General features: G+C 73.5%; 26 protein-coding genes. 12 read left to right on the forward strand and 14 right to left on the reverse strand.

Annotation, left to right across the window (positions count from 1 at the left end):
- Positions 1-15: 15 nt before the first annotated feature.
- Both tuf and ACZ7MF_RS21670 read right to left on the reverse strand, forming a co-directional pair.
- Positions 16-1,206 carry an elongation factor Tu gene (gene tuf / locus ACZ7MF_RS21665; RefSeq protein ID WP_471478702.1) on the reverse strand — a complete coding sequence of 397 codons (1,191 nt, stop codon included), beginning with the start codon at positions 1,204-1,206 and terminating at the stop codon, positions 16-18.
- A 275-nt stretch (positions 1,207-1,481) separates the two neighbouring features.
- Positions 1,482-2,204, reverse strand: coding sequence for a DNA alkylation repair protein (locus tag ACZ7MF_RS21670; RefSeq protein ID WP_471478705.1), 723 nt, complete (start codon positions 2,202-2,204; stop codon positions 1,482-1,484).
- A 49-nt stretch (positions 2,205-2,253) separates the two neighbouring features.
- On the opposite strand from ACZ7MF_RS21670, the gene ACZ7MF_RS21675 reads away from it, so the two are divergent.
- Complete coding sequence (locus ACZ7MF_RS21675; RefSeq protein WP_471478708.1) at positions 2,254-3,030, forward strand: TVP38/TMEM64 family protein; 777 nt, start codon at positions 2,254-2,256, stop codon at positions 3,028-3,030.
- A 29-nt stretch (positions 3,031-3,059) separates the two neighbouring features.
- Here the strand turns inward: ACZ7MF_RS21675 and ACZ7MF_RS21680 are convergent, their stop codons facing one another.
- Positions 3,060-4,229 carry a thiolase family protein gene (locus ACZ7MF_RS21680; RefSeq protein ID WP_471478709.1) on the reverse strand — a complete coding sequence of 390 codons (1,170 nt, stop codon included), beginning with the start codon at positions 4,227-4,229 and terminating at the stop codon, positions 3,060-3,062.
- 135 nt (positions 4,230-4,364) lie between these two features.
- Between ACZ7MF_RS21680 and ACZ7MF_RS21685 the strand changes: the two genes are divergently transcribed.
- The 3 genes from ACZ7MF_RS21685 (at position 4,365) to ACZ7MF_RS21695 (ending at position 6,106) form a co-directional block, all read left to right on the forward strand.
- Positions 4,365-4,838 carry a winged helix-turn-helix transcriptional regulator gene (locus ACZ7MF_RS21685; protein ID WP_356863113.1) on the forward strand — a complete coding sequence of 158 codons (474 nt, stop codon included), beginning with the start codon at positions 4,365-4,367 and terminating at the stop codon, positions 4,836-4,838.
- A gap of 149 nt (positions 4,839-4,987) precedes the next feature.
- Positions 4,988-5,863, forward strand: a complete 876-nt coding sequence (locus ACZ7MF_RS21690) for an undecaprenyl-diphosphate phosphatase (RefSeq protein WP_471478713.1) — start codon at positions 4,988-4,990, stop codon at positions 5,861-5,863.
- 63 nt (positions 5,864-5,926) lie between these two features.
- A complete protein-coding gene (locus ACZ7MF_RS21695; protein WP_356863075.1) occupies positions 5,927-6,106 on the forward strand; it encodes a hypothetical protein in 180 nt (59 codons plus the stop codon).
- Positions 6,107-6,164: 58 nt separating this feature from the next.
- On the opposite strand, the gene ACZ7MF_RS21700 is transcribed toward ACZ7MF_RS21695, so the two are convergent.
- Positions 6,165-6,905 (reverse strand): SDR family NAD(P)-dependent oxidoreductase, encoded by a 741-nt coding sequence (locus tag ACZ7MF_RS21700; RefSeq protein WP_471478716.1) that lies wholly within the window; start codon positions 6,903-6,905, stop codon positions 6,165-6,167.
- Positions 6,906-7,055: 150 nt separating this feature from the next.
- On the opposite strand from ACZ7MF_RS21700, the gene lnt reads away from it, so the two are divergent.
- Entirely contained in the window at positions 7,056-8,630 is a 1,575-nt protein-coding gene (gene lnt, locus ACZ7MF_RS21705; protein ID WP_471478718.1) for an apolipoprotein N-acyltransferase, read from the forward strand.
- Here lnt and ACZ7MF_RS21710 read toward each other — a convergent pair.
- Positions 8,554-9,459 (reverse strand): Gfo/Idh/MocA family protein, encoded by a 906-nt coding sequence (locus tag ACZ7MF_RS21710; protein WP_471478720.1) that lies wholly within the window; start codon positions 9,457-9,459, stop codon positions 8,554-8,556. The two genes, lnt and ACZ7MF_RS21710, sit on opposite strands and share 77 nt — an antisense overlap.
- Before the next feature lie 13 nt (positions 9,460-9,472).
- Entirely contained in the window at positions 9,473-10,663 is a 1,191-nt protein-coding gene (locus ACZ7MF_RS21715) for an FAD-dependent monooxygenase (RefSeq protein WP_471478722.1), read from the reverse strand.
- Positions 10,664-10,765: 102 nt separating this feature from the next.
- On the opposite strand from ACZ7MF_RS21715, the gene ACZ7MF_RS21720 reads away from it, so the two are divergent.
- The 3 genes from ACZ7MF_RS21720 (at position 10,766) to ACZ7MF_RS21730 (ending at position 12,551) form a co-directional block, all read left to right on the forward strand.
- Positions 10,766-11,386, forward strand: a complete 621-nt coding sequence (locus ACZ7MF_RS21720) for a TetR/AcrR family transcriptional regulator (protein ID WP_471478724.1) — start codon at positions 10,766-10,768, stop codon at positions 11,384-11,386.
- Positions 11,387-11,428: 42 nt separating this feature from the next.
- Entirely contained in the window at positions 11,429-11,941 is a 513-nt protein-coding gene (locus ACZ7MF_RS21725; RefSeq protein ID WP_471478726.1) for a DinB family protein, read from the forward strand.
- A gap of 103 nt (positions 11,942-12,044) precedes the next feature.
- Positions 12,045-12,551, forward strand: coding sequence for a hypothetical protein (locus ACZ7MF_RS21730; RefSeq protein WP_471478728.1), 507 nt, complete (start codon positions 12,045-12,047; stop codon positions 12,549-12,551).
- 35 nt (positions 12,552-12,586) lie between these two features.
- Here the strand turns inward: ACZ7MF_RS21730 and ACZ7MF_RS21735 are convergent, their stop codons facing one another.
- The 5 genes from ACZ7MF_RS21735 to fabG form a co-directional block, all read right to left on the reverse strand.
- Positions 12,587-13,138, reverse strand: a complete 552-nt coding sequence (locus ACZ7MF_RS21735) for a hypothetical protein (protein ID WP_471478731.1) — start codon at positions 13,136-13,138, stop codon at positions 12,587-12,589.
- Between the two features lie 127 nt (positions 13,139-13,265).
- On the reverse strand, positions 13,266-13,949 hold the full coding sequence (ung, locus tag ACZ7MF_RS21740) for a uracil-DNA glycosylase (protein WP_471478733.1): 684 nt from the start codon (positions 13,947-13,949) through the stop codon (positions 13,266-13,268).
- 73 nt (positions 13,950-14,022) lie between these two features.
- Positions 14,023-15,609 carry an ABC transporter substrate-binding protein gene (locus tag ACZ7MF_RS21745; RefSeq protein ID WP_471478735.1) on the reverse strand — a complete coding sequence of 529 codons (1,587 nt, stop codon included), beginning with the start codon at positions 15,607-15,609 and terminating at the stop codon, positions 14,023-14,025.
- Between the two features lie 207 nt (positions 15,610-15,816).
- Positions 15,817-16,578: an SDR family oxidoreductase gene (locus ACZ7MF_RS21750; RefSeq protein WP_356863055.1), complete on the reverse strand. Its 762-nt coding sequence runs from the start codon at positions 16,576-16,578 to the stop codon at positions 15,817-15,819.
- Positions 16,579-16,621: 43 nt separating this feature from the next.
- A complete protein-coding gene (gene fabG / locus ACZ7MF_RS21755) occupies positions 16,622-17,383 on the reverse strand; it encodes a 3-oxoacyl-ACP reductase FabG (RefSeq protein ID WP_003977481.1) in 762 nt (253 codons plus the stop codon).
- A 265-nt stretch (positions 17,384-17,648) separates the two neighbouring features.
- Between fabG and ACZ7MF_RS21760 the strand changes: the two genes are divergently transcribed.
- Positions 17,649-18,422, forward strand: coding sequence for a hypothetical protein (locus ACZ7MF_RS21760; RefSeq protein WP_471478738.1), 774 nt, complete (start codon positions 17,649-17,651; stop codon positions 18,420-18,422).
- A 47-nt stretch (positions 18,423-18,469) separates the two neighbouring features.
- On the opposite strand, the gene ACZ7MF_RS21765 is transcribed toward ACZ7MF_RS21760, so the two are convergent.
- Together ACZ7MF_RS21765 and ACZ7MF_RS21770 are read right to left on the reverse strand one after the other, a co-directional pair.
- Complete coding sequence (locus ACZ7MF_RS21765) at positions 18,470-18,853, reverse strand: DUF3037 domain-containing protein (protein ID WP_356863051.1); 384 nt, start codon at positions 18,851-18,853, stop codon at positions 18,470-18,472.
- Positions 18,850-19,605, reverse strand: a complete 756-nt coding sequence (locus ACZ7MF_RS21770; RefSeq protein ID WP_471478741.1) for a HipA family kinase — start codon at positions 19,603-19,605, stop codon at positions 18,850-18,852. The genes ACZ7MF_RS21765 and ACZ7MF_RS21770 overlap by 4 nt, the downstream gene beginning before the upstream one ends.
- Positions 19,606-19,866: 261 nt before the next feature.
- Between ACZ7MF_RS21770 and ACZ7MF_RS21775 the strand changes: the two genes are divergently transcribed.
- Positions 19,867-20,487 (forward strand): ATP-binding protein, encoded by a 621-nt coding sequence (locus tag ACZ7MF_RS21775; protein ID WP_471478743.1) that lies wholly within the window; start codon positions 19,867-19,869, stop codon positions 20,485-20,487.
- Between the two features lie 29 nt (positions 20,488-20,516).
- Positions 20,517-23,261 carry a LuxR C-terminal-related transcriptional regulator gene (locus tag ACZ7MF_RS21780; protein WP_471478745.1) on the forward strand — a complete coding sequence of 915 codons (2,745 nt, stop codon included), beginning with the start codon at positions 20,517-20,519 and terminating at the stop codon, positions 23,259-23,261.
- Positions 23,262-23,267: 6 nt separating this feature from the next.
- Here the strand turns inward: ACZ7MF_RS21780 and ACZ7MF_RS21785 are convergent, their stop codons facing one another.
- A complete protein-coding gene (locus ACZ7MF_RS21785; RefSeq protein WP_471478747.1) occupies positions 23,268-24,680 on the reverse strand; it encodes an aminopeptidase P family protein in 1,413 nt (470 codons plus the stop codon).
- 125 nt (positions 24,681-24,805) lie between these two features.
- Here ACZ7MF_RS21785 and ACZ7MF_RS21790 point away from each other — a divergent pair, with 125 nt between their 5' ends.
- Positions 24,806-25,789 (forward strand): helix-turn-helix transcriptional regulator, encoded by a 984-nt coding sequence (locus ACZ7MF_RS21790; RefSeq protein ID WP_471478749.1) that lies wholly within the window; start codon positions 24,806-24,808, stop codon positions 25,787-25,789.
- Positions 25,790-25,833: the final 44 nt, after the last annotated feature.

The raw sequence follows: 25,833 nt of genomic DNA on the forward strand, positions 1-25,833 counted from the left end.
TGCCCGGTGGGGCGCTCAGTCCACCGCGGTCACGGTCCCCGCCCCCACGGTGCGGCCGCCCTCGCGGATCGCGAAGCCGAGCCCCGTCTCCAGCGGCACCTCCCGCCCCAGCTCGACCGTCATGGTGACGGTGTCCCCGGGCCGGGCGACGGCCACCTCGCCGAGGTCCACGTCGCCGACCACGTCCGCGGTGCGGATGTAGAACTGCGGCCGGTATCCGGTGGTGAGCGGTGTCGAGCGCCCGCCCTCACGCGTGGACAGCACGTACACCTGGGCCCGGAAGCGCCGCGCCGGCACGACGCTGCCGGGTGCGGCGACCACGTGCCCGCGGCGCACCGTGTCGCGGGCGACCCCGCGCAGCAGCAGCGCCACGTTGTCCCCGGCCTGCGCCTCCTGCATGGGCTTGCCGAAGGTCTCCAGGCCGGTGACGACCGTCTCGACCGACGCGCCGAGCACCTCGACCCGGTCCCCGACGCGCACGGTGCCGCGCTCGACGGCCCCGGTGACGACGGTGCCGCGGCCGGTGATGGTGAGCACGTTCTCCACCGGCAGCAGGAACGGCGCGTCCAGGTACCGCTCGGGCATGGGCACGTAGGTGTCCACGGCGTCGAGCAGCGCCTCCACGGACGCCGTCCACCTCGGGTCGCCCTCCAGGGCCTTCAGCCCGGAGACCCGTACGACGGGCACGGCGTCGCCGCCGTAGCCGTGCGCGGTGAGCAGTTCCCGGACCTCCAGCTCGACGAGGTCGGTCAGTACCGCTTCCTCGCCGTCGTCGACGGCGTCGGCCTTGTTCAGCGCGACCACGATGTGGTCGACGCCCACCTGCCGGGCGAGCAGCACGTGTTCGGCGGTCTGCGGCATGATCCCGTCCAGCGCGGAGACGACGAGGATCGCCCCGTCGAGCTGGGCGGCGCCGGTGACCATGTTCTTGACGTAGTCGGCGTGGCCCGGCATGTCGACGTGGGCGTAGTGCCGGGTGTCGGTCTCGTACTCGACGTGCGCGATGTTGATGGTGATGCCGCGCGCCGCCTCCTCCGGGGCGCGGTCGATGCGGTCGAACGAAACGTATTGGGTGGTACTGCCGGCCCCGCGCTCGGCGAGGACCTTGGTGATGGCGGCGGTCAGGGTGGTCTTGCCGTGGTCGACATGGCCCATCGTGCCGATGTTCAGATGCGGTTTGGTGCGGACGTACGCCGTCTTGGACATGGCGGTACCTCGAAGCCTCGTGGCGGTGGTGGGGACCCCTGGGGCCGGCCGACCCTCCCCCTGCGGGGTCCGCCGGACGATCCGGGGAGGGTCAGCTTCGGGCGCCGTCGACTGCGGCGGTGAAGTGGGCGACGGCAGCCTTCGGGGCATCCGCGACCGCGGATGCTGCGAGGTGGAAGGCGTACCGGAACATGAGGCAGATCATTGCCGACGCTTCGTCGCACGTCGAATGGTTTTTGAGGGAACGGCAGTTCGATAGCGGTGCCGCTCCGGCGCTACGGGCCGATGGTCCGCAGCGCCTCCCGCACGGACAGCGGCGCGAGGCGGGTGCGGTGCTCGGCCACGAAGGCACGCACCGCGTCCGGGTCGGTCTTGGCGTACTCGCGCAGGCACCAGCCGACGGCCTTGCGGACGAAGAAGTCGCCGTGGCCGGACTGGCGCAGGCAGTAGCCGAAGAGGCGGTCGGTGTCGGTGCGTTCCTTGTACCGCAGCTGGTGCAGGAGGGCCGCACGGACCAGCCAGCGGTCCTCGTCCTCGATCCAGGCGTCCATGTCGGCCGTGAGGCCGCGGTCGGCGGTGACCAGGCCCCCGACTACGTGTGCGGCGAGCAGGTCGACGGTGTCCCACCAGGGGACCGTGGTGAGCAGGTGCCGGACCACGGGCAGGAATCCGGACGAGCAGTGCGTCACATACCGGCGCAGGTAGTCGACGGCGAAGTAGTGGTACTCGCGCTCGGGCAGCCGCCAGCAGCGCAGCGCGACCGCGGTGCAGTCCGACTCGTCCGGCCGGGGCACGCCCGACAGCACCGTGCGGGACAGGGAGCGGCGAACGGGCGAGGTCATGCCCAGGAACGGCGCCACGTCCTTCATGTACGCCCGCAGCCCGACGGCCCGCTCGAAGTCGGCCGCGGCGGGGTATTCGACGGTGAGCCGCTCCAGTACCGTGTCGGCGAGGGCGCTGTGCGGCGCGTCCGGAATCGGCCGGGCTGTGACGCTCATGAGACGCACCATACGGCGATCACACACATTTGTCGGTTAGTGTCACCGGATGCTCGATGCCACCACCCGCTCTGGGGGCACCGCCACGGTCTCTCCCCGGACCGCCGCCACCGAACTCGCCGTCGCCGCCGCAGGACCGGTCGCGCCGACCGGCTTCGCCGCGCGTGTGACGAGAGTGCTGCTGTCGCCGTGGTCCCGGCTCTCCCTGCTCGTCGCCCTGCTGGCCTCGGCCGCGACGGCGGTGCTGCTGTTCCAGCCGCAGCAGTTGCTGACGAACGGCTGGCCGCCGCAGCTCGGGGGCGCCGCGGCGGCCCTCGCGTACGCGGTGGCGTACGGGCTGTGCACGGTCGCCTTCGTGCCGCGCCCGCTGCTCAACCTGGCGGCCGGCGCGCTGTTCGGCTCGCAGCTGGGGCTGGCCTCCGCGCTGGCCGGGACGGTGCTCGGCGCCGGGGTCGCCTTCTGTCTCGGCCGGGTCCTCGGCCAGGAGGCGCTGCGCCCGCTGCTGCGGGGCAAGTGGCTGAAGGCCGCGGACGGGCAGTTGAGCCGGCACGGTTTCCGGACGATGCTGGCGATGCGGCTGTTCCCGGGGGTGCCCTTCGCGGCGTCCAACTACTGCGCGGCCGTGTCCCGCATGGGCCTGCTGCCCTTCCTGCTGGCGACGGGGCTCGGTTCGATCCCCAACACCGCCGCCTACGTCGTCGCGGGCGCCCGCGCCTCGACGCCGACCTCCCCCGCCTTCCTGATCGCGCTGGCGTGCATCGCCCTGCCGGGGCTCGCGGGTGCGGTGGTGGCCTGGCGCAAGCGGCACCGGCTGCGCGGGCACTGAGCGGTCACTGAGCGAGCGCTGACGGGGCGTTACACCGCCTCCAGGATCATGGCGTTGGCGAGACCGCCCGCCTCGCACATGGTCTGCAGGCCGTAACGGGCGCCGCGTTCGTGCAGGGCGTGGACGAGGGTGGTGGTCAGGCGGGTGCCGCTCGCGCCGAGGGGATGGCCGAGCGCGATGGCGCCACCGTGCACGTTGACCTTGTCCAGGTCGGCGCCGGTCTCCTGCTGCCAGGCCAGTACGACGCTCGCGAAGGCCTCGTTGACCTCGAAGAGGTCGATGTCGCCGAGGGAGAGCGACGCCCGGCGCAGCACCTTCTCGGTGGCCGGGACGACGCCGGTGAGCATGAGCAGCGGGTCGGAGCCGGTCACGGCGAAGCTGTGCAGCCGGGCGAGGGGCCGCAGACCGAGGCGGGCGGCGGTGTCGCCCGAGGTGATCAGCACGGCCGAGGCACCGTCGTTGACCGGGCTGGCGTTGCCCGCGGTGACGTTCCACTCGATCTGCGGGAACCGTTCGGCGAAGGCCGGGTCGTGGTAGGCGGGCCGCAGACCGGCGAGGACCTCGATGCTGCTGTCCGGGCGGACGCACTCGTCGCGCGACACCCCGTCCAGCGGCGCGATCTCGGCGTCGAAGCGGCCGACGGCGTGGGCGGTGGCGGCCTTGTGGTGCGAGGAGACGGCGAAGGCGTCCATGCGCTCCCGGCTCAGGGACCACTTGGCGGCGATCAGTTCGGCGCTGATGCCCTGCGGGACGAGCCCTTCCGGATAGCGGGCGGCGACGCCGGGACCGAAGGGGTCGGCGCCGGGCGGCACGTTCGACCACATCGGCACCCGGCTCATGGACTCGACGCCGCAGGCGACGACGAGGTCGTACGCCCCGGCCATGACGCCCTGCGCGGCGAAGTGGACGGCCTGCTGGGAGGAGCCGCACTGCCGGTCCACGGTGGTGGCGGGGACGGCTTCGGGGAAGCCCGCCGAGAGCAGGGCGTAGCGGGTGGTGTTCATGGCCTGTTCGCCGACCTGGTCCACCGTGCCGCCGATGACGTCGTCGATCAGCGCCGGGTCGACTCCGGACCGCTCGACGAGGGTGCGCAGGCTGTGTGCGAGGAGTTCCACGGGGTGGACGTGGGCGAGGGCGCCGTTCGGCTTGCCCTTGCCCATGGGGGTGCGTACGGCTTCCACGACGACTGCGTCACGCATGGTGCGGGCCTCCGGTGGTCGGTGGTCGGCGAACTGCCGGTGCGGAACTACCAGTGAGTAGGAAATCTGGACTCACCATAGCCCTGTGCGTTGGAAATTCAAACCCTCCCCTGGTCCTCACCTAGACTGGCCGTCATGGCCGCCGCTCCCAAGAACCCGCGTCCCTGCTCCATCGCCGACACGCTGGCGCTCGTCGGCGAGAAGTACTCGCTGCTCGTCCTGCGCGAGGTCTGCCTCGGCAACGGCCGCTTCGACCAGTTGGTGCGCAACACCGGCGCCCCGCGCGACATCCTCGCCACCCGGCTGCGGCGGCTCGTCGACGCGGGGATCCTGGACCGGCGGCCGTACAGCGAGCGTCCGCAGCGCTTCGAGTACCGGCCGACCCGGGCGGGCCTCGAGCTGGAGCCGGTCCTGATGACCCTCATGGCGTGGGGGGACCGGCATCTGCACGCGGACGGCGACCGGCCCATGGTGATCGAGCACGTCTGCGGCCACGAGCTGGCCCCCCAGGTCACCTGCCCGGCCTGCGGCGACGCCGTCCGGCACGAGGACCTGACCGCCCATCCGCAGGTCCCCGGCTGGACGGTGACGGGCCCCGCGGCGGCCTAGGGCCGCTCACCCCCGTCGTCCGGGGTTCATTTTGGGGCGCTACGCTGCCCCACGGCACGCCAGGTCCCGATCACCGCACGCGACGGTTCGGCGTGTCCGCCGACCGTTTCTCGCCGTTCTCCGATCGCCACTTGGACTGACGCAACTCCATGTCTTGGTTTGAATCCCTCGTCCTCGGACTCGTCCAGGGACTGACCGAGTTCCTCCCCGTGTCCTCCAGCGCGCACCTGCGGCTGACCGCGGCGTTCTCCGGCTGGCACGACCCGGGCGCGGCGTTCACGGCGATCACGCAGATCGGCACCGAGGCCGCGGTGCTCATCTACTTCCGCAAGGACATCGGGCGGATCATCGCGGCGTGGACGCGCTCCCTCACCGACAAGTCGATGCGCCACGACCCCGACGCGCGCATGGGCTGGCTGGTGATCGTCGGCTCGATCCCGATCGGCGTGCTCGGCCTGACGCTGAAGGACCAGATCGAGGGTCCCTTCCGCGACCTGCGGATCACCGCGACGATGCTGATCGTCGTCGGCGTGATCATCGGCATCGCCGACCGGATGGCCGCCCGGGACGAGAAGGGCGGCCGGCACCGCGCGCCCCAGCAGCGCAAGGAGCTGGAGAACCTGGGCGTGCGGGACGGCCTGATCTACGGCCTGTGCCAGGCGGCGGCCCTCATCCCCGGCGTCTCGCGCTCCGGCGCGACCATCAGCGGCGGCCTCTTCATGGGCTACCGGCGCGAGGCGGCCGCCCGGTACTCGTTCCTGCTCGCGGTCCCCGCGGTGCTCGCCTCCGGCGTGTTCGAGCTGAAGGACGCGATGGAGAGCGACCACGTCTCCTGGGGACCGACCCTGTTCGCGACGGTCATCGCCTTCGCCGTCGGGTACGTGGTCATCGCCTGGTTCATGAAGTTCATCTCCACCAAGAGCTTCATGCCGTTCGTCTGGTACCGCATCGCGCTCGGCATCGTCATCATCGCGCTGGTCGCGACGGGTGCCCTCAGCCCGCATGCCGCGGAGTCCGCCGGCTGACCGGAACCGCTTGTGTAGCCGTCCGGTAGCGCAGTGTCAGTGCTTGCCCCTACGCTTGTCCGCATGTCCCCCGATTACGTGACCCCTGGTTCCGTGCGGTCCGCCGCGGAGCTGAACGATCAGATCCGCGCGCTGTGGCGGCGCGCGGGCGGGACCCTGTCGGCGCAGGAGCGTGTGGAGTACGAGTTGCTGGTGGTCGAGTGGGCGACCGCGATCCGCGCGAAGGTCGTCGAGGCGGCCTGAGCCGCGGGGCCGCCGCGGTGCGCGGCCCGGCCCGTCCTCGGACGCCCCTGCACCCCGGTCAGCGTCCGCCCGCCACCCGGAGCACCGTCCCCGTCGTGTACGACGCGTCGGGCGACAGCAGCCAGGAGACCGCCGCGGCGATCTCCTCCGCCCGGCCCGCACGTCCCAGCGGCACCGCCGCCCCCATCCGGGCCGCCCGCCCGGCGTCCCCCGCCGCCGCGTGCATCCCGGTGTCGATCACCCCGGGCGCGACGGCGTTGACCCGGATTCCGTCCGGGCCGAGTTCCTTGGCCAGGCCCAGGGTCAGCGCGTCGACCCCCGCCTTGCTTGCCGCGTAGTGGACGTACTCCCCCGGGCTGCCGAGGGTCGCGGCGCCGGACGACACGTTCACGATCGCACCGCTCCCCCGCGGCGTCATCAGCCGCGCCGCCCGCCGGGCGCACAGCAGCACGCCCAGCAGGTTGACGTCGAGGACCCGGCGCAGGTCCGCGGTGTCGCTGTCGGCGAGCCGCCCCAGCGGGCCGGTCACGGCCGCGTTGTTCACCAGCCCCGTCACCGCTCCCAGCCGCTCCTCCGCCACGTCGAAGAGCCGCTCGACGTCGGCCTCGACGGACGTGTCCGCGCGCACCGCGACCCCGCGGCCGCCCGCGTCGCGCACCCCTGCCACCACCGTCTCGGCGGCCGTCGAGTCGCGCGCGAAGCCCACGACGACGTCGTGGCCGTCCGCCGCGAGGCGCAGACAGGTCGCCGCTCCGATCCCCCGGCTGCCGCCGGTGACCACCGTGATGGGCCGTGTCATGAGGTACCTCCACGTTTTGATCGATCATCGATCATCCTAGGTGAGGTCTCACGCGCCGGACAGGCTTCGGTGTGATCAACTGAATTCGCCCTCGTCGCGGGCGCACACTGTACGGATCACCGGGTAGGGATCAGCTGTAGGGAGGAGTCCATGAAGACGCTCGACCGCTGGCTCGCCTCCCGCTGGCGACGCTCGGGCCTCGCCGTGCTCGCCGGCGCCCTGCCCGTGCTCGCCTTCCCGGGCCCGGCCCTGTGGTGGTGGGCCTGGTTCGCGCTGGTCCCCTGGATTCTGCTGGCCCGTACCGCGCCGGGCGGGAAGCGGGCGGCGTACGACGGGTGGTGCGGCGGGTTCGGGTTCGTGCTGGCCATGCACCACTGGCTGCTGCCGAACCTGCACGTGTTCACGTTCGTCATCGCCGCGCTGCTCGGCGCGCTGTGGGTCCCGTGGGGCTGGCTGGTGCGCCGGACCCTGGGCGGGACGCCCTCGTCCGGCCGGGTCGCGGCGGCCCTCGTCGTACTGCCGTCGGGCTGGCTGCTGGCGGAGCTGGTCCGCTCCTGGCAAGGACTCGGTGGCCCCTGGGGGATGCTCGGCGCCAGTCAGTGGCAGGTCGCCCCGGCGCTGCGGCTCGCTTCGGTGGGCGGCGTGTGGCTGCTCAGCTTCCTGGTGGTCGCCGTCAACGTCGCCCTCGCCGTCCTCGTCGCCGTGCGGCGGGCGAGGGTGCCCGCCCTGGCCGGGCTCGTCGCCACGGCCGCGGCCACCTCGGCCGCCTGGGTCTGGTCGCCGCGCCCCGACACCGACGAGCGGGCCGCCGTCGCCGTGGTGCAGCCCGGCGTCGTCGCCGGGGCGGACAGCGCCGACCGGCGCTTCGACCGCGAGGAGCAGCTGACCCGGCGGCTCGCGGAGCGGGACCTCGATCTGATCGTCTGGGGCGAGAGCAGCGTCGGCTTCGACCTGGACGACCGGCCGGATCTCGCCCGGCGGCTCGCCGCGCTGTCCCGGGAGACCGGCGCGGACATCCTGGTCAACGTGGACGCGCGGCGCTCCGACAAACCCGGCATCTACAAGAGTTCGGTGCTCGTCGGCCCCCAGGGTCCGACCGGCGACCGGTACGACAAGATGCGGCTCGTGCCCTTCGGGGAGTACGTGCCGTTCCGTTCGGTGCTCGGCTGGGCCACCTCCGTCGGCAAGGCGGCCGGCGAGGACCGCAGGCAGGGCACCGAGCAGGTGGTGATGGACGTCGGCGACGGCCTGCGGATCGGGCCGATGGTCTGCTTCGAGAGCGCGTTCCCCGACATGAGCCGCAGCCTCGTCGCCGACGGCGCCGAGGTGCTGGTCGCCCAGTCCTCGACCTCGACCTTCCAGCACACCTGGGCCCCCGAGCAGCACGCCTCGCTCGCCGCGCTGCGCGCCGCCGAGACCGGCCGGCCGATGGTGCACGCGACGCTGACCGGGGTCTCCGCCGTCTACGACGCGAACGGCGCCCGGATCGGCTCCTGGCTCGGCACCGGCGCGAGCACCTCGCGGGTGTACGAGATCCCCCTCACCCACGGCACCACGCCGTACGTCCGCTACGGCGACTGGACGGTGTACGCGGCGCTGGGGACCCTCGCGGCCTGGGGCGCCGCCGAGGGCGTACGGACGGTGCGGCTCAGGCGGAGCGGTCGAGCACGGCCCGCACCACCCGCTCGCACAGCTCATGGGTCTCCAGCGCGTCCCGGGCGCTGAGCACCTTGCCGGAGCGCACCGCGTCGAGGAAGGCGAGCACCGCCTGCTCGATGCCGCGCTGACGGGCCACGGGAACCCAGTCGCCGCGCCGCCGCACGGTGGGCTGGCCCTTGTGGTCGATCACCTCGGCGAGGTTGACCACCTGGCGCTTGGTGTCCTGGCCGGACACCTCAAGGATCTCCTCCGCCGAGCCGCTGAGCCGGTTCATCACACCGAGCGCCGTGAAGCCGTCCCCGGCGAGCTGGAGCACGACGTGGTGGAGCAGGCCGTCCTCGGCACGGGCGCGCACGGTCACGTCGTCGACCGGTCCGGGCACCAGGAACCTCAGCGTGTCGACGACGTGGATGAAGTCGTCGAGGATCATCGTGCGCGGGTCCTCGGGCAGTCCCGTGCGGTTCTTCTGCATGAGGATCAGCTCGCGCGGGTGCTCGGCGCACTGGGCGTACCCGGGCGCGTGGCGCCGGTTGAAGCCCACGGCGAGACTGGTGCGGCGCTCCTCGGCCAGGGTCACCAGGCGTTCGGACTCGGCCAGTTCGTAGGCGAGGGGCTTGTCGACGTAGGTGGGTACGCCCGCGTCCAGCAGCCGGGTGACGATCTCGGGGTGGGCGGCCGTCGGCGCGTGCACGAAGGCGGCGTCCAGGCCCTGGGCGAGGAGCGCGTCGAGGTCGGCGTGGCGCTGCGCCGACGGGATGCGCAGCTTGTCCGCGACCCGGGTGAGGGTGGCGGGGGTGCGGGTCTGCAGGTGCAGTTCGATCCCGGGGAGGGCGGCGAGCACCGGCAGGTAGGCCTTCTGCGCGATGTCGCCGAGTCCGATGCAGCCGACCTTCACGGGATGTGCTCCTCTAACGCTCGTAACGCTCGCCGACCTGGGTCCGCCGGGAAGCATACGGGGGCTGCGGGGGCCGCCAGTCGGCGATGTCGTCGAAGCCGCGCAGGAACAGGGCGGGACCGGCCTTGGACAGCGCGAGGATCGCGGCGTCGCGGACGGCGATCCCGGCGCGGTTGCGCATCAGGTTGAGGCGGGCGACCCTGACGGCCTGGCGGGCGATCGCGGTGGTGCGGGGCAGCCGGGCGGCCGTGTAGGCGGCGAGGTCCTGGCTGTGGTGGGCGAGCACGACCGCGTCCTCGACGGCCTGGTTGCCGCCCTGGCCGAGGTTGGGCGGCATGGCGTGCGCGGCGTCCCCGAGGAGGGCGACCCGGCCGCGGTGGTAGGCGGGCAGCGGCTGGGCGATGTGGTGCACGTCGTGACGCAGGACGTCCTCGGGGCGGGCGGCGGCGAGGACGGCGGGGATCGGGTCGTGCCAGTCGCCGTAGCGGTGCAGCAGTTCGGCCCGCTCGTCGGCCGCGTGCCCCGCGGCCGGGGTGACGGCGGCGGCGTAGGCGTAGACCCGGCCGTCCCGCAGCGGATGCGTGCCCCAGATGCGGCCCCGGCCCCAGGTCTCGTGGGAGGCGAACGCCACGCCGGGGACGGGGATCACCGTCCGCCAGGTGGTGAAGCCGGAGTAGACCGGGCCGGGGTGGTCCGGGAAGAGCGCGCGGCGCACGACGGAGTGGATGCCGTCGGCCGCGACGACCAGGTCGGCCTCCAGCTCGCCCGCCGGGGTGCGCACCGTGGCCGGACGGACGCGGTCACCGGGGTCGGCGACCCTCGCGTCGGCGGCCGTGCGGACGGCGTCCGGCGGCAGCAGCGCGGCGAGGCGTTCGATGAGGGTGGCGCGGTGGAGCAGCACCAGCGGACCGCCGAAGCGGGCCGCGGCGGCCTCGGCACTGGAGCGGGAGAGCCAGCGCCCGCCGGGGGTGCGCAGTCCTCCGTCGCCCTGCCAGGCCGCGAGGTCGCGGATCTCGTCGCCGAGGCCGATCACGTCCAGGGCGCGCAGGGCGTTGGGCGACAGCGAGATGGCCGCGCCGAACGGCCGGAGCGTGGGGGCCCGTTCCAGGACGGTGACCCTGAGGCCGCTCAGGTGCAGGGCGGCCGCCGCGGTCAGGCCGCCGATGCCGCCGCCGATCACGACGGCGCTCCTCGTGCGTGTCATGGCTCTCCTCGGCACTCTCCTGGACGCAGGACTCACTACAGATGTAGTAGCTCCTGGCGCCGACTGTACTACAGCCGTAGTGAGACGGGTAGGTTGATCTCCATGTCCGCACACACCGCACCCCCCGGCCCCTCAGCGGGCGCTTCCCGCGCCGACCTGGTCGCCGACGCGGCTCTGGCCCTGCTCGCCGAGCGCGGGATGCGCGGACTCACGCACCGGGCGGTCGACGAGACGGCGGGGCTCCCCCAGGGCTCCACCTCCAACGTCGCGCGGACCCGGCAGGCGCTGCTGGACCTGGCGGTGCGACGGCTGGCCGACCGGGAGGCCCGGGTGCTGGCGCTGCACGAGATGCCGGACCCGCGCGCCGGCCTGGACGCCCTGGTGGACGCGCTGGCGCTGGCGACGCACCGGGCGCTGACCCGTAACCGCGCGCTGACGCTGGCCCGGTACGAACTGGCGCTGGAGGCCACGCGCCGCCCGGAGCTGCGGGCGCACTTCGACGCCGCGGGCGCCCGTTTCCGGGAGCAACTGGGCGCCCTCGTCACCGCGATGGGCTCGGCCGACCCGGCCCGGCACGTCCTGACGCTGGTCGCCTGGGCGGACGGCCTGATGTTCAGTTGCGTGGCCGGGACCTTCCACGCCGAGGTGCCGGGCCTCCAGGAGGTGCGGTCGGGGCTGCGGGAGCTCCTCGCGGGCATGCTGGGCGGCGTGCCGGACCACTGAAAACTCCTGGTGGGGCCCGCCGTTCTGAGCGAGGATGCCGACATGACGACCGAACGCCACGAACCCGCCGTCGACGCCGACGAACGCACCATGCTGGAGGGCTGGCTCGAATACCACCGGCGGACCCTCGCCTGGAAGTGCGAGGGACTCACCGACGAGCAGTTGCGGACGGCCGCCGTCGCACCGTCGACGTTGTCCCTGCTGGGACTCGTCCGGCACATGGCGGAGGTGGAGCGCAGCTGGTACCGCAGGGTGCTGGCGGCGGAGGACGCGGGCCCGATCTACTACTCCGACGAGGACCCGGACGGCGAGTTCCGGCTCACCGAGGCGGACACCTTCGCCGAGGCCCACACCACCTGGCAGGCCGAGATCGAGGCGGCCCGCCGCAACGCGGCCGGCGTCCCCCTGGACGAACCGACCCGGGGCAAGCACCTGCGCACCGGCGAGCGCTACACCCTGCGCTGGATCCACACCCACATGATCGAGGAGTACGCGCGTCACAACGGGCACGCGGACCTGATCCGCGAACGCCTGGACGGCGCCACGGGCGACTGACGTCACCCCGGGTCGCCCACGCGACTCCGTACGGGGCCGGAGATCACCCGTGCGGGGCAACCTCCGCTTGTCCGGCGCCGGTCGTGCCGCCCGAACCAGCAGAGTGGCGCGGGTGCATCGAACGACGACCACCGCAACGCTTCTCGTGACCGTGGCCGTGTCGGCCCTGACCGGCTGTACGACGGTCCGGGGCCCGGCCGCGGCCGACCCGTCGGCGGTCGGCGCCCGCTCGTCCGCGCCGCGTCCGGACGGCGCGGCCGAGCCGCGGGTGGTGCAGGCCCCGGCCCGGGAGGCGCTGGAGATGATCGGCCCCTCCCCCACCCCGGAGCGGGCCACCGGAGAACCCCGCCGCACGAAGGCCCCGGCGCCCCCGTCCGCACGGCACCGCCCCCCGGCCGCCGGTACCACCGAACAGCGGCCCGCCGCTCCGGCGGCTCCTGAGCACACCCGTGCGCCCGCGACCCCTCGGCCCCGGGTGCCCGAACTGCCCGGCGGGTCCGGCGAAGGCACCGGCTCGAAGGCGGACGTGTGCTCCCTCGGCAAGCAGTACGGCGGCTGGCGACCGGACAGCCCCGAGGCCCGCATCTGCGAGCACGCGTACGGCCGCTGAACCCGGCGATGCCACGGTGACCGGCCGGGCCGGGCCTAGGGCCGCTGCCGCGGCGGTCGGCCCCGCCCCTCGGGACCATCGGGACGGCCGGGTCCGTCGGCGCCCCGGCCGGTGCCGTCAAGGCGCAGCTCCAGCCGGTCGATCGAAGCGCGTACGCCCTCTCCGTATCGCCCGGGGGCGAGGGTCTCCGCGGCGGCACGGGCCTGTCTCAGGTGCAGCCGGGCCGCCTCGCGGTGACCGAGCCGGTCGTAGTCGGCGGCCAGGTTCAGGTGGAGCGAGGGGGAGAGGGCGCGGGCGGCGGGCGTGCCCTCGTGCCGGTCGGCAGGCAGGTCCCCCGTCAGTTCCTCGGCGGCCGACAACGCCCGCAGGTCCCAGGCCAGTTCCTCCTGCGGGTCGTCCTGGGTGTCGGCCAGGTAGTGGGCCAGCGTGCAGCGGTGCAGGGCGTCGCCGTGCTCGCCGATCTCCGCCCACAGGGCCAGGAAGCGACGCCGGGCCTCCTCGCGGTCGCCCGCGTGATGCAGCATGGCGACCTGGCCGATCCGCGTCAGCACGGCATCCGGCGCCGCCTGCTCCTGTCCCTTCGTCACCGCGTCCTCCGTGCCCTCGTCGGCTGTCCCGACGACGCTAACCGCACGCGTCCGCTTTCCCGGTCAGGCGGCACCGGGGCGTGCGCGGGCCGGTCGGCGCGACGGACCGGCCCGGGATCGGACCCGCTCAGCCCAGGTTCGGGATGGTCCAGTCGATCGGCTCGTGGCCCTGCCCGGCGACCGCCTCGTCGATCTGCGTGAAGGGGCGGGAGCCGAAGAACTTCTTCGCGGACAGCGGCGAAGGGTGCGCCCCCTTGACCACGACGTGCCGCGCCTCGTCGATCAGCGGCAGCTTCTTCTGCGCGTAGTTGCCCCACAGCACGAAGACCGCGGGGTCGGTCCGGGCGGCCACCGCGCGGATCACCGCGTCGGTGAACAGCTCCCAGCCGCGGGACTTGTGCGAGTTCGCCTCACCGGCCCGGACCGTGAGGACCGCGTTGAGCAGCAGGACGCCCTGCTTCGCCCACGGCATCAGATAGCCGTTGTCCGGGATCGGGGTGTCCAGCTCCGCGTGCATCTCCTTGTAGATGTTCCGCAGGGACGGCGGCACCTTCACGCCCGGCCGGACCGAGAAGCACAGCCCGTGCCCCTGGCCCTCGCCGTGGTACGGGTCCTGGCCGAGGACCAGCACCTTCACCCGGTCGAACGGCGTGGCCTCCAGCGCGGCGAAGACCTCCTCGCGCGGCGGGTAGACGGGGCCGTTCGCCCGCTCCTCCTCGACGAACTCCATCAGCTCCTTGAAGTAGGGCTGCTGCAGCTCGCCGCCCAGCACCTCGCGCCAGGACTCGGGCAGCATGGCGATGTCGGTCACGTCAACTTCCTTACCGTGTGCGGTGGCTTCCACTGCCCAAGAACCTACCGCCGACCACTGACAACGGGAGCGGCTACCAGCTCGTCTTCCGTTGGAGCTGCCACATCATCATGATCGTGGACGGGTCCAGTGCCTGCTCCGCGCCCGAGATGTCCGTGCTGGCGGCCACGTACTGCTTGCCCTGCCACAGCGGGAGCAGCCGCGCGTCGTTCACCATGATCTGCTGCGCCTGCTCGAACTCCCGCTCCACGTTGGCGCGGTCGCTCTCCCGGCGGGAGCGCGGCAGCAGGTCGCCGGTGATCTCCGGGGTGAGGTACGGCGTGCCGAGCGCGTTCTGCTCGCCGACGAAGGGCGCGATGAAGTTCTCCGCGTCCGGGAAGTCCGGGGACCAGCCACGTCCGAACACCGGGTACTCACCCTTCTGGTATCCGGTGACGTAGGTCTTCCAGGGGCGGCTCTTGAGGGTGACCTTGAACAGCCCGGAGGCGTCGAGCTGCCGCTTGATCTCCTCGAACTCCTTGGCCGTCTCGGAGCCGTAGCGGTCGGTGGTGTACCAGAGGGTGAGCGGGACCGGCTCGGTGATGTCGGCGTCCCGGAGGATCTCGCGGGCCTTGGGGACGCTGGGGTCGCCGTAGTCGTCGAAGAAGCCCGTGGTGTGTCCGGTGAGGCCCTTGGGGACCATCGAGTACAGCGGGTCGACGGTGTCCTGGTAGATCTTGTGGGCGATCATCGTCCGGTCGATCACCTGGGCGACGGCCTGGCGCACTTCCTTGCGCCCCGCCCACGGGTCCTCGGGGTTGAAGACGAGGTAGCTGATCTCCGTACCGGTGCCCTCGACCAGCTGGAGGCCCTCCTCCTTGCCCTCCTTGCCCTGGAGGGTGATGACGTCGTCGGCCGCGAGGCCCCGGTAGGTCACCTGGATGTCTCCGTCGCGCAGCGCCTTCACCATGCCGGCGGAGTCCTTGAAGTAGCGGACGGTCACGGCCTTGTTCTGCCGTTCGGCGAAGCCCTTGTAGTGGTCGTTGCGCACGAGTTCGGCCCGTTCGCCGTCCTGGTACGACTTGAGCGTGTACGGGCCCGAGCCCACGACGCCGCTGCCTTCCCGCAGGGCGTCCGCGGGGTAGTCGCCGGGGGCGACGATCGACATGGCGGGCGTGGCGAGCACGAACGGGAAGGTGGCGTCGGGCTTGTTGAGGTGGAAGACGACCTCGCGTTCGCTGGGCGCCTGGACCCGTTCGAGGCTGCCGAGCAGGCCGGCCGGTCCACCGTTGACGTCGATGTCCTTGATCCGGTCGATCGAGTACTTGACGGCCTGGGCGTCGAGGGCGTCGCCGTTGGAGAAGGTCAGGCCCTCGCGCAGCTCGCAGCGGTACACCCGGTTCGTGGTGTCGGCGAACGCGCACTGCTCGGCGGCGTCGGGCTGCGGCGCGGTGGCGCCGCTCGGGTAACTGAGCAGCGTCTGGTAGATGTTCCGGAACAGCTCCCAGGAGCCGTCCCAGGAAGCGGCCGGATCGAGGGTGCTGGGGGCGCTGGTCGTCCCGACGACGATCGGTTCCTCGTCCTCCGGACCGTCCGAGGACAGGATGCCGCATCCGGTGACCAGTGACGATATGGACACGATGGCCGCGACCCGCCGCAGGCCCCGCTTCCGGTTGAACACGCGCACGCTCCTCGATCCGCCGTACCAAGGTCGGCAGACCATACCGCAGCGCCACGCCCCCTGAACCCCCTTCTGAACAGGGGTTTTGATCATTTGGCGATGACTACGTTGTCATCGTGCACCGGGTTCCGATACGCGGACACGGGCGCCGTTTTCGTCAACGGCGCCCGTGTCCGGGATCGATCTTGCGGGTCCTCGTGGGCGAGATCAGGCCACGCCGGCGTTGAGGAAGATGCCGCCGTCGACGACGAGCGTCTGTCCCGTGACCCAGGCGGACTGCTCCGAGGTGAGGAACTCGGCGGCGCCCCCGATGTCGGAGGGCACGCCGAGCCGGCCCAGCGGGTAGCCCGAGGCGGCCTCCTCCTCGCGCCCCTCGTACAGGGCGGCGGCGAACTTGGTCTTCACGACCGCCGGGGCGATCGCGTTGACCCGCACCTTGGGCGCGAACTCGTGCGCCAGTTGCGCGGTGAGGTTGATCAGCGCCGCCTTGCTCACGCCGTACGCGGCGATGAAGGGCGAGGGCGAAAGGCCCGCGACGGAGGCGATGTTGACGATCGCGCCGCCGTTGTCCTTCTGCCAGGCGTGCCAGGTGCGCTGGGCGAAGCCGAGCGCCGAGATCACGTTGGTCTCGAAGACCTTGCGCGCCACGTTCAGGTCGAGGTCGGCGATCGGGCCGAACACCGGGTTCGTACCGGCGTTGTTGACCAGGAAGTCGACGCGGCCGAAGGCCTCCATCACGCGCTCGACTGCGACGGCCTGGTGGGCCTCGTCGTGCGCCTTGCCGGCGACGCCGATGACCCGGTCGGAGCCGAGCCTGTCGACGGCCTCCTTCAGCGCGTCCTCGTTGCGGCCGGTGATGCAGACCCGGTCGCCGCGCGCGACGAGCGCCTCGGCGACGCCGTAGCCGATGCCGCGGCTCGCGCCGGTGACGAGCGCGACCTTGCCGGAGGGCTCGGGCAGTTCAGTCATGTCAGTGTTCCCAACCGTTCCTGGGCTCCGTGTTCCGTGTTCCCTAGTCGAGCGGTCCGCCGGCCACATACAGGACCTGGCCGGAGACGAAGCCGGCGGCCTCGCCGGTGAAGAAGGCGATGGCGTTGGCGATGTCGTCGGGCTCGCCCACGCGTGCGACCGGGATCTGGGTGGCGGCGGCGGCCTTGAAGTCGTCGAAGCCCATGCCGACGCGGTCGGCGGTGGCCTTCGTCATCTCGGTGGCGATGAAGCCCGGGGCGACGGCGTTGGCGGTGACGCCGAACTTGCCCAGCTCCTTGGCGAGGGTCTTGGTGAAGCCCTGGAGACCGGCCTTGGCGGCGGAGTAGTTGACCTGGCCGCGGTTGCCGAGGGCGGAGGAGGAGGACAGGTTGACCACGCGGCCGAACTTGGCGTCCACCATGTGCTTCTGGCAGGCCTTCGTCATCAGGAAGGCGCCGCGCAGGTGCACGTTCATGACGGTGTCCCAGTCGGAGACGCTCATCTTGAACAGCAGGTTGTCGCGCAGCACGCCCGCGTTGTTGACGAGGATCGTCGGCGCGCCCAGCTCCTCGGCGATCCGCGCGACGGCCGCCTCGACCTGCGCCTCGTCGGAGACGTCGCAGCCCACCGCGATCGCCTTGCCGCCGGCCGCGGTGATCTTCTCCACGGTGTCCTTGCAGGCGGCCTCGTCGAGGTCGATGACGGCGACGGCGCGGCCCTCGGCGGCCAGTCGTACGGCGGTGGCGGCGCCGATGCCGCGCGCGGCTCCGGTGACTACGGCGACCCGCTGCTCAGTGGTGGACATTCGCTGCTTCTCCTCGTCCTGGGGGTGCGGCCCGTGCGGAGCGTGCGCCCTGGGGTGAGCGACCGCTTAGTACCTTCCGCAGACGTGACGCTAGAAGCCCTGGCACCCGGTGTCAACGGGACACCGGGCCGGTGTGATCCATTACCTGGTCCCGGCCCTGCGCCGTTCCCCTCGGTCGCCCGATCGGCCCAGCGCTGCGAGCCGCCCGGCCGCCCGGCCCCTAGCGTCGAAGCGCGAGCCACCCGTGGCCGGAAAGGAGGCGTCCATGCGCCGTCGAACCGGTGCAGCAGGCATAGCAGTCGCGATCGCCGCGATCGTGCCGCTGGCCGACCCCGCACCCGCCCAGGACCTCACCGCGAGCCTGGAGCCGGACTGCCGGAGCTTCACCTACCAGGAAGCGGTACCGATCGGGCTGGAGGAGGATCCGGGCAGCCCGGACCCGCTGTGCCCGGACGCAGGGTACGAAGACCCGTCCGCCGAGGCCCCACTGGACGAGGGCCGGACCGACGACGGCCGGCTCGACCCGGGCGGAGCCGACGACGGGCGCCTCGACGGAGGTCTGCCCGACGGAAGCGGGCCGGGTCAGGTCCGACCGGACGAGAACGGCCCCGACGGAGGCGGACCGGGCCAGAACCGGCCCGACGAGGGCGGGATCAACCAGGGCCGGCTCGACCAGGACCTGCCCGGTCAGTCCCACTCCGCCGGCCAGGGTCCTTTCGACCAGGGCGGGATCCGTGAGGTCCGGGAGGCGGACGACGGCGTGGGCGGCGCGGCCCGTCCGGGCCGGGACCAGCTCCCGACGATCTCCGCCACCTCCATGCCGCGTCCGGCCACCACGGCGCCTGCCCCGGCCCCGGTCGTCACCACACCGGCGCCCGTGGCCTCCCCCGCCGTGACGCCGACCCTCGGCACCCAGGGCGGCCTGGGCGGCGCCTCGGGCACCGGTCCCAGCGACTGGGACATCGGCATCGGCCTGAGCTTCGTCACCGGCGCCGCGCTCGCGACGGGCTATGTGATCAGGCGCCGCCGACGCGTCTGACGCACGGCCCGGGCAGCGCGTGCCGACCGTCCGGGCGGGCCCCGCCGCTACCGCACCAGCAACTCGAGCAGCCGTTCCGTCTCGGCCGCCGGGTCGGCCGTGAGGCCGGTGTGGACGGGGCCCGGCTGGACGATGGTCGAACGGGGCGCGATCAGCCAGCGGAACCGGCGGCCGGGATCGTCCTCGGCCGCCTGGCCCGCCGCGTCCCCTCCGGCGCACACGCCCTCCACGGCGCGCAGCGCCGCGCGCACCCCGGGCAGGTCCACCCGCGGGTCCAGGGCCAGCAGCCGGTCCTCGTCGAGGTGGGTGCGGGCACCGACGTAGGACTTGGCACGGCAGTAGACGAGTACGCCGGCGTTGACGCACTCCCCGCGCTCGACGCGCGGCACGACGCGCAGCAGCGCGTACTCGAAGACGTGGCGGTCGCTCACCGCACCCCCTTGACGCGTTCGTGGATCGTGGCAGCCCGCGCGAGCAGCGGCCGGGCGTAGGCGCGGCGCAGGTCGTCGGGGGTGGCGAAGCCGGGTTCGTCCCGCAGCCAGACGTCCGGGATCTCGGCGGTGACCTCGGCGAGGAGTTCCTCGGTGACCAGCGGTGCGAGCGCGGCGGCGGCCGAGCGGACGTCCGGCGCGAAGCGCGCGAGGGCGTGGTCGGTGGCGTCGTAGGGGCGGGCGGCGGATGCCTCGGCGCCGGGCCAGTTGTGGTGCCAGATCATGGTGGCGCCGTGGTCGATGAGCCACGTCTCGCCGCGCAGGCGCAGCAGGTTGGGGTTGCGCCAGGAGCGGTCGACGTTGTTGACCAGCGCGTCGAACCAGACGATCCGTCCGGCGTCCGCCGCGCTCACCTCGAAGGCGAGCGGGTCGAAGCCGAGCGCGCCGGAGAGGAAGCCCATACCCAGGTTGGTGCCGCCGCTGGACTTGAGCAGTTCCTGCACCTGCTGGTCGGGCTCGCCCAGCCCGAGCACCGGGTCCACGTCGACGGTCACCAGGCGTGGCACTCTGAAGCCCAGCCGGCGGGCGAGTTCGCCGCAGACCACCTCGGCGACGAGCGTCTTGCGGCCCTGCCCCGCGCCGGTGAACTTCAGGACGTACGTGCCGAGGTCGTCGGCCTCGACGAGTCCCGGCAGCGAGCCGCCCTCACGCAACGGCGTGATGTAGCGGGTCGCGAGGACCTCTCTCAACACTTGTGCCGGCCACCCGTCTCTTCAGCCCTGCCCGTCCCGCGGGGAGGCTTCCCCCGGACCTGTAGTGAGCATAGTGACCGCGGGTGACCGTCGGCGAGACCGGCCCGGACCCACACCCTGCGGAGAGCTTTTCTTACGTATCCGTAGCGCCCGGGCCCGTATGTACGCGCGGTGGCCGCGGTCCCTAGGTTGCCGTCATCGGCCGGCCGCGTGCCTGCGCGTGTGCCCCCTTCCCGCCGCTCTTCGCACCAGGAGCCTGCCATGGCCAACTCGGTCTTCGATCCGTGTCCCACGGCGTCGCGGACGGCGTCCTTCCTCCTTCCCGCCGTGCCCGCGGCCGTCCGCGAGGGCCGCCGCCGTGTCCGTACGACGCTGCTCGGCTGGGGCCTCGGCCTGGACGAGGACTCCGCCTGGTCACTCACCGTGGTCTGCGGCGAGCTGCTCGTCCGCGCGGTACGGCGGGCGGCCGGGGGACCGGCCGGGCGGCTCGCGGTGGGCGTCGACGTGGAGGGCGACCAGCTCATCGTCGACGTGCTCGAAGTGCTCGACGGCACCCCGCCCTCGGCCCGCGTACGGGCCGAGCCTCCCGACCCGCACGGCGAGGACGGCTGGGCCCTCGCGCTCGTCGGCGCCCACTGCACGGCGCACGGCACCGAGCACACTCCGGCGGGCCCCCGGTGCTGGGCCGTCGTCACGCTGCCCGCCGGGGCGTCCCCGGGACGCCCGTCGGACGCGGAACGCCTGGGGAGCACGCGCTGGGTCCTGGAGCCCGCGGGGGCCGCCCTTGCCTCGGCGGGAAGCCGCGTGCTCAGGATGGGGCAGGAGAACGCCCCGTTCGCCCAGAACGCTCGCCCGGCGGCGGGGCGGCGCGTCCGCGGCTAGCGGTACGAGGGAAAGCGATGGTCGACGACATGGCCGCTGTGCAACGGTCCCCCTGGCTGGCTCCCCTGCGTCTGGCGCTCGGGGGAAGCGGCTCGGTCCTCGTCCTCGTGGAGGGCCCGGCGGGCCTGGGCAAGAGTCGTGCGCTGCACCGACTGAGCGCCCTGCCGGAGGCGGCCGGGGCCCGGCGGGTCCTGTGGCGGTGCGGCACGGCGCAGGAGCGGCCGGAAACGGGCGCGGGCCCCGCCCTTCTGCTGGTGGACGACGTGCACCGGGCGGCACCGGAGGAGAGGGAGTGGCTGCGCGGGATCCTGGAGCGGCCGTGGGAGGGGCTGGCGGCCGTGGTCGCCTACCGTCCCGAGGAGTTGGGCGCCTGTGGTCTGCCGCTGGGCGCCCCGGCCGTCTCCTATCCTCCCGCTCTCGCGGTCTTCCGGCACCGGCTGCGCGCCTGGAGCGTGGACCGGGTGCGCCGGGCCGCCTCGGAGGTTCTGGGCGAACGGGCGACGCCCGAGGCCGTCGCCCGGCTGCACGCGTGCTCCGGCGGGGTGCCGCAGGTGGTGACCGACCTGCTCGGCGCGCTGCGCGCGGACCCGGGCTCCCGGTGCACGGCCGCCGACGTGGACGCGGCCGGCGTTCCGGTGCGGCTGGCCGAACTGGTGCTCAGCCGTACGGACGCACTGGCCCTCGCGGACCGGCCCGTCGTGTGGGCGGCCGCGGTGCTGGGCGAACCGGCCGCCCGGGACGAACTGCTGTCCGTCGCGGGGACGGACCCGGCGCGCGGCCGTGAGGCGCTGCTCGCGGCCCTGGCCCGCGCGGCACTGTCGGAGGTGGCACAGGGACGCTACGGCTTCTCCGTGCCGCTCGCCGCGACCGCCGTACGCGAGCGGGTGCCCGGGCCGGTGCGTGAGGAGTTGCACGGGCGGGCGGCGCGGGTGCTCGCCCGCCGCCGGCCGGTGCCGTGGGCGGAGGTGGCCCGGCACCGCGGGGCCGCCGGCCGGCGCAAGGGCTGGCTCAAGGCGGTGGAGAAGGCCGCGCTGGCCGCGGTGGCGGGGGGTCACCACGAGGAGGCGATCGGGCTCCTGGAGCGGACGCTGGCGGTGCCGGAGGTCCCGGCGCGGTTCCGGGCCCGGCTGGCGCCGCTGCTGGCCCGCAGCGCGGTGGTCGGGCTGCGCTCGGACCGGACGGTGGAGGTGCTCACCCAGGCCGTCCGCGATCCCGGTCTGCCGGTGGACGTCCGGGGGCAACTGCGGCTGGACCTGGGCCTGATGCTGGCGAACCAGGTCGGGGACCTCGCCGCCGGGATGCGTGAGCTGGAGTCGGCGGTCGAGGAGCTGGGCGAGGTGCGACCGGCGCTCACCTCCCGGGCGATGGTGGCGCTGGCCATGCCGGAGTGGCCGACGGGGACGCTGGCGGGGCACCGGGAGTGGCTGCGTCGGGCCGCCGGGCTCGCCCACGCCGGTGACAACGAGGTCGCGCGGGCCGCCGTCGCCGCCAACCACGCCTCGTTGGCCGTGGCCTGCGGTGACCCGCGGGCCCGTGAGCTGGTGGCGGCCCTGCCCGTCGACGGTCCGCCGGCCGGCTGCCGGGAGCACGCGGCGCGGGGCCTGTGCAACGCCGCGGACGCCGCGCTGTGGCGGGGGTCGTACCCGTGGGGCGAGGAACTGCTGTCGGAGGGGCTCGACCTCTCGGCCCGTATCGGTGCCTCGTACACCGAGCAGACGGCGCAGGGCACCCGCCTGCTGCTCGACTGGTGGTCCGGGCGGTGGGCGGGGCTGGGTGAGCGGTGCGAGCGGTTCGTCGCCGACACCGCCGACATGCCCGTGGTGGCGGCGGACGCCCATCTGGTGCGGGGCATGCTGGCCTTCGCCCAGGGCGACTGGACCGAGGCCGTGCACTGGCTGACCGCGCTCGGGGCACCGGCGCCGGAGTGCACGCGGATGCCGCTGGCCGCGGCCACGGCGGGGGCGCTGATCCGTCTCGCCCTGGTCCGCGGCGACCCGTCGGGCGCGGCGGACCAGGCCGCAGCGGCCTGGACGGCCGTGGCGGAGAAGGGCATCTGGGCGTGGGCCGCGGAGCTGGCCCCCTGGGCGGTGGAGGCGGTGGCCCGGGCGGGGGACGTGGCGGCCGCCCGCCGGATGACCGCGGAGTTCGTCCAGGGACTTCAGGGGCAGGAAGCGCCGTCCGCCCGGGCCGCCGTCGTGTGGAGCCGGGCCGCGCTGGAGGAGTGCGAGGGCCGCCACCGGGAGGCGGCCGGGTCGTACCGGACGGCCGCGGCCGCCTACCGGGAGCTGCCCCGTCCCTACGCCTGGGCCCTGACGACGGAGGGGGCGGCACGCTGCGCACTCACCGGCGGCCGCCCAGTCGGTGGCGCGGAGTCCTCCGGTGCGTCCGGCGGGACGGCCGGGGACCGTTCGGAGGGTGCCGCCGGTACGGCCGGCGGGCGGGCCGAGGCCGTCGCGTCGTTGCGGCGCTGTGTCGAGCGGTACACGGAACTCGGCGCGGTCTACGACGCCGCCCGGGCCCGTACCCTGCTGCGCTCCCACCAGCCCCCTCAGGCCCGCCGCCCGGGCCGTCCCGCGTTCGACGACCGGCTCTCCCCCAGGGAGCGGGAGGTGGCGGAGCTCGCGGCCCGCGGGCTGATGAACCGTGAGATCGCGGTGGTGCTGCACCTCTCGCCGCGGACGGTGGAACAGCATGTCGCCCGCGCCCTACGGAAGACGGGCGCCCTCTCCCGCCGCGACCTCCTGCGCACGGAGAAGAGCGCCGGTGCCCCTTGAGGTCGCTCAGCCCGCGAAGCGGGCCATCCAGGCCTCGACCTCGTCGGCGCTGCGGGGCAGGCCCGCGGACAGATTCTCGTGGCCGTCGTCGGTGACGACGAGGTCGTCCTCGATCCGGACGCCGATGCCACGCCACTGTTCGGGCACGGTCAGGTCGTCCGCCTGGAAGTACAGGCCCGGTTCGACGGTCAGGCACATGCCCGGCTCCAGCACGCCCTCGACGTACTCCTCCGTGCGGGCCCGCGCGCAGTCGTGGACGTCCAGGCCCAGCATGTGACCGGTGCCGGCCATGGTGAAGCGGCGCTGCAGCCCCAGCTCGTACGCCCGCTCGGCGGGGCCCTCGATGAAGCCCCACTCCACCAGCCGCGCCGCCAGGTGGCGCTGGGCGGCCTCGTGGAAGTCGCGGTAGGCGGCGCCCGGCTTGACCGTGGCGATCCCGGCCTCCTGGGCCTCGTACACCGCGTCGTACACCTCGCGCTGGAGCGGCGTGAAGGTGCCGCTGATCGGCAGGGTGCGGGTGACGTCGGCGGTGTAGAGGGAGCGGGTCTCCACACCGGCGTCCAGGAGCAGCAGGTCCCCCGGGCGGACCGGGCCGTCGTTGTCCGTCCAGTGCATGATCGTGGCGTGCTCGCCGGCGGCGCAGATCGTGCCGTAGCCCACCGCGTTGCCCTCCAGGCGTGCCCGGCGGAAGAAGGTGCCCTCCAGCCACCGCTCCGACGAGGCGACGGCCCCGGACAGCTCGCCCACGACGTCGGTGAAGCCGCGCACCGTGGAGTCCACCGCCTTGCGCAGCTCCCCGAGTTCCCAGGCGTCCTTGACCAGGCGCAGGTCGCTCAGCGCGTCCTCCAGCTCGGCGTCGCGCTCCTCGTCGGTGGTGACGGCCGCCTCCAGGGCGGGGTCGACCCCTCGCACGATCCGGGTGCGCACATCGCTGACGGCGGCCAGGTCGGCGGCCGCGGTGCGCACGTCGCGGCACGGCAGGCCGAGCACCCGCTCCGACTCGGCCAGCGAGCGGCGCCGGCCGGTCCACAGCTCGGCGTGGGCGCCGGTCCAGAACTCGTCGTTGTCACGGCTGTCCCTGGGCAGCTGGTAGCAGTAGGCGTCGTGGCCGCCGTCCGCGCGGGGTTCGAGCACCAGGGCGCCGTCCCGGGCCTGGTCTCCGGTCATGTGCACGTAGCCGGAGTAGGGCCGGAAGGGGTAGGTGTCGTCGTTCGAGCGGACCTTGAGGTTGCCCGAGGGGACCACCAGCCGTTCGCCGGGGAACCGCGCGGAGAGGGCGGTACGGCGCAGGGCCGCGTACGGGGCCTGCTCGGCGGGCGCGAGGTCGTGCCGCTCCGTGTCCGCCCAGCCCGTGCGCATCAGGGCGGACAGCTCCGCCGAGAGCGTGGGGTACAGGCTGTTCTTCCGACGGTTCGCCACGTCGTGCACCTTCCTTCGCTGGTTCTTCCGCCCGGACGGTACCCCGTCGTGGCGGGCTCCGGGGCTCGGAGGTGCCAGTGGCACTGATCGGCCACGACGGGACCGGTCGGGCCGATAATCGCCTCATGGCGAACGAGAAGCTCGGCGAGTCCCTCCGCGTACTGGGGCTCGACCCCACGGCCTGCCGGGTCTACCTGACTCTGCTGGAGCTGTCCCCCGCCCCGCTGGAGGCGATCGGCGCGGCGACCGGCCTGAGCGGCGACCGGCTCACCGCCGCGTACGCCGCGCTGGCGGACACCGGTCTGGCCAGTGCCGCGGCCGGGGACGCGGACGTCGTGGCGCCGGTGCCGCCCGCGGCGGGCCTGGAGGTGCTCGCGCGGCACCGGGCGGCAGAGCTGGAGGAGTCGCGCATCGCCGTTGGGGGTGCGTTCGAGTCGTTCCGCCGTCGGCGCCTCGCCGCCTACAACGACGGCCTCGTCGAGGTCGTCACCGGGGAGGACGTCGGTCCCCGGATGCGTCACGCCTGGGCCAGTGCCCGGGAGCAGATCCGGCAGTTCGAGTCCCCGCCCTACGTCCACCTGGCGGGCGCCACGGACGACGCGCTCGCGACGCTGGCCCGCGGGGTGACCCAGCGCGTCGTCTACGCGCGCGAGGCGCTGGAGCGGCCCGGGCAGCTCGAGAACGTCGTCGAACCCTGTATCGAGGCCGGTGAGCAGGCCAGGGTGGTGCCGTCGGTGCCGGTCAAGCTGCTGATCATCGACGAGGCGTTCGCGCTGGTGTCATTGTCGATCAAGGACGCGGACGTGCACAACACCATGCTGGTGGTGCAGCCCTGCGGTCTGCTCTCCGCGCTGGCGGCGCTCTTCGAGCAGACCTGGCGCGACGCCGTCCCGCTGCACGGTGTCGCGGCCCGCCCCGCCGGGCTCCCGCCGGCCGACCGGCGCCTGCTGCGGCTCCTGGCCGGTGGCGCGACCGACGAGGTCGCCGCCCGCGAGCTGGGCATCAGCCGGCGCACGCTGTTCCGGCGTCTCCAGATCCTCATGGCCCGCCTCGGCGCCGCGAACCGCTTCCAGCTGGCCCTGCAGGCCCAGCGCGCGGGCTGGCTGTGAACCCGCCACGGCCGTGACCCCCGCCCGGTCCCGGACGGGGGTCG

Source organism: Streptomyces sp. NPDC111628 (assembly GCF_055635195.1).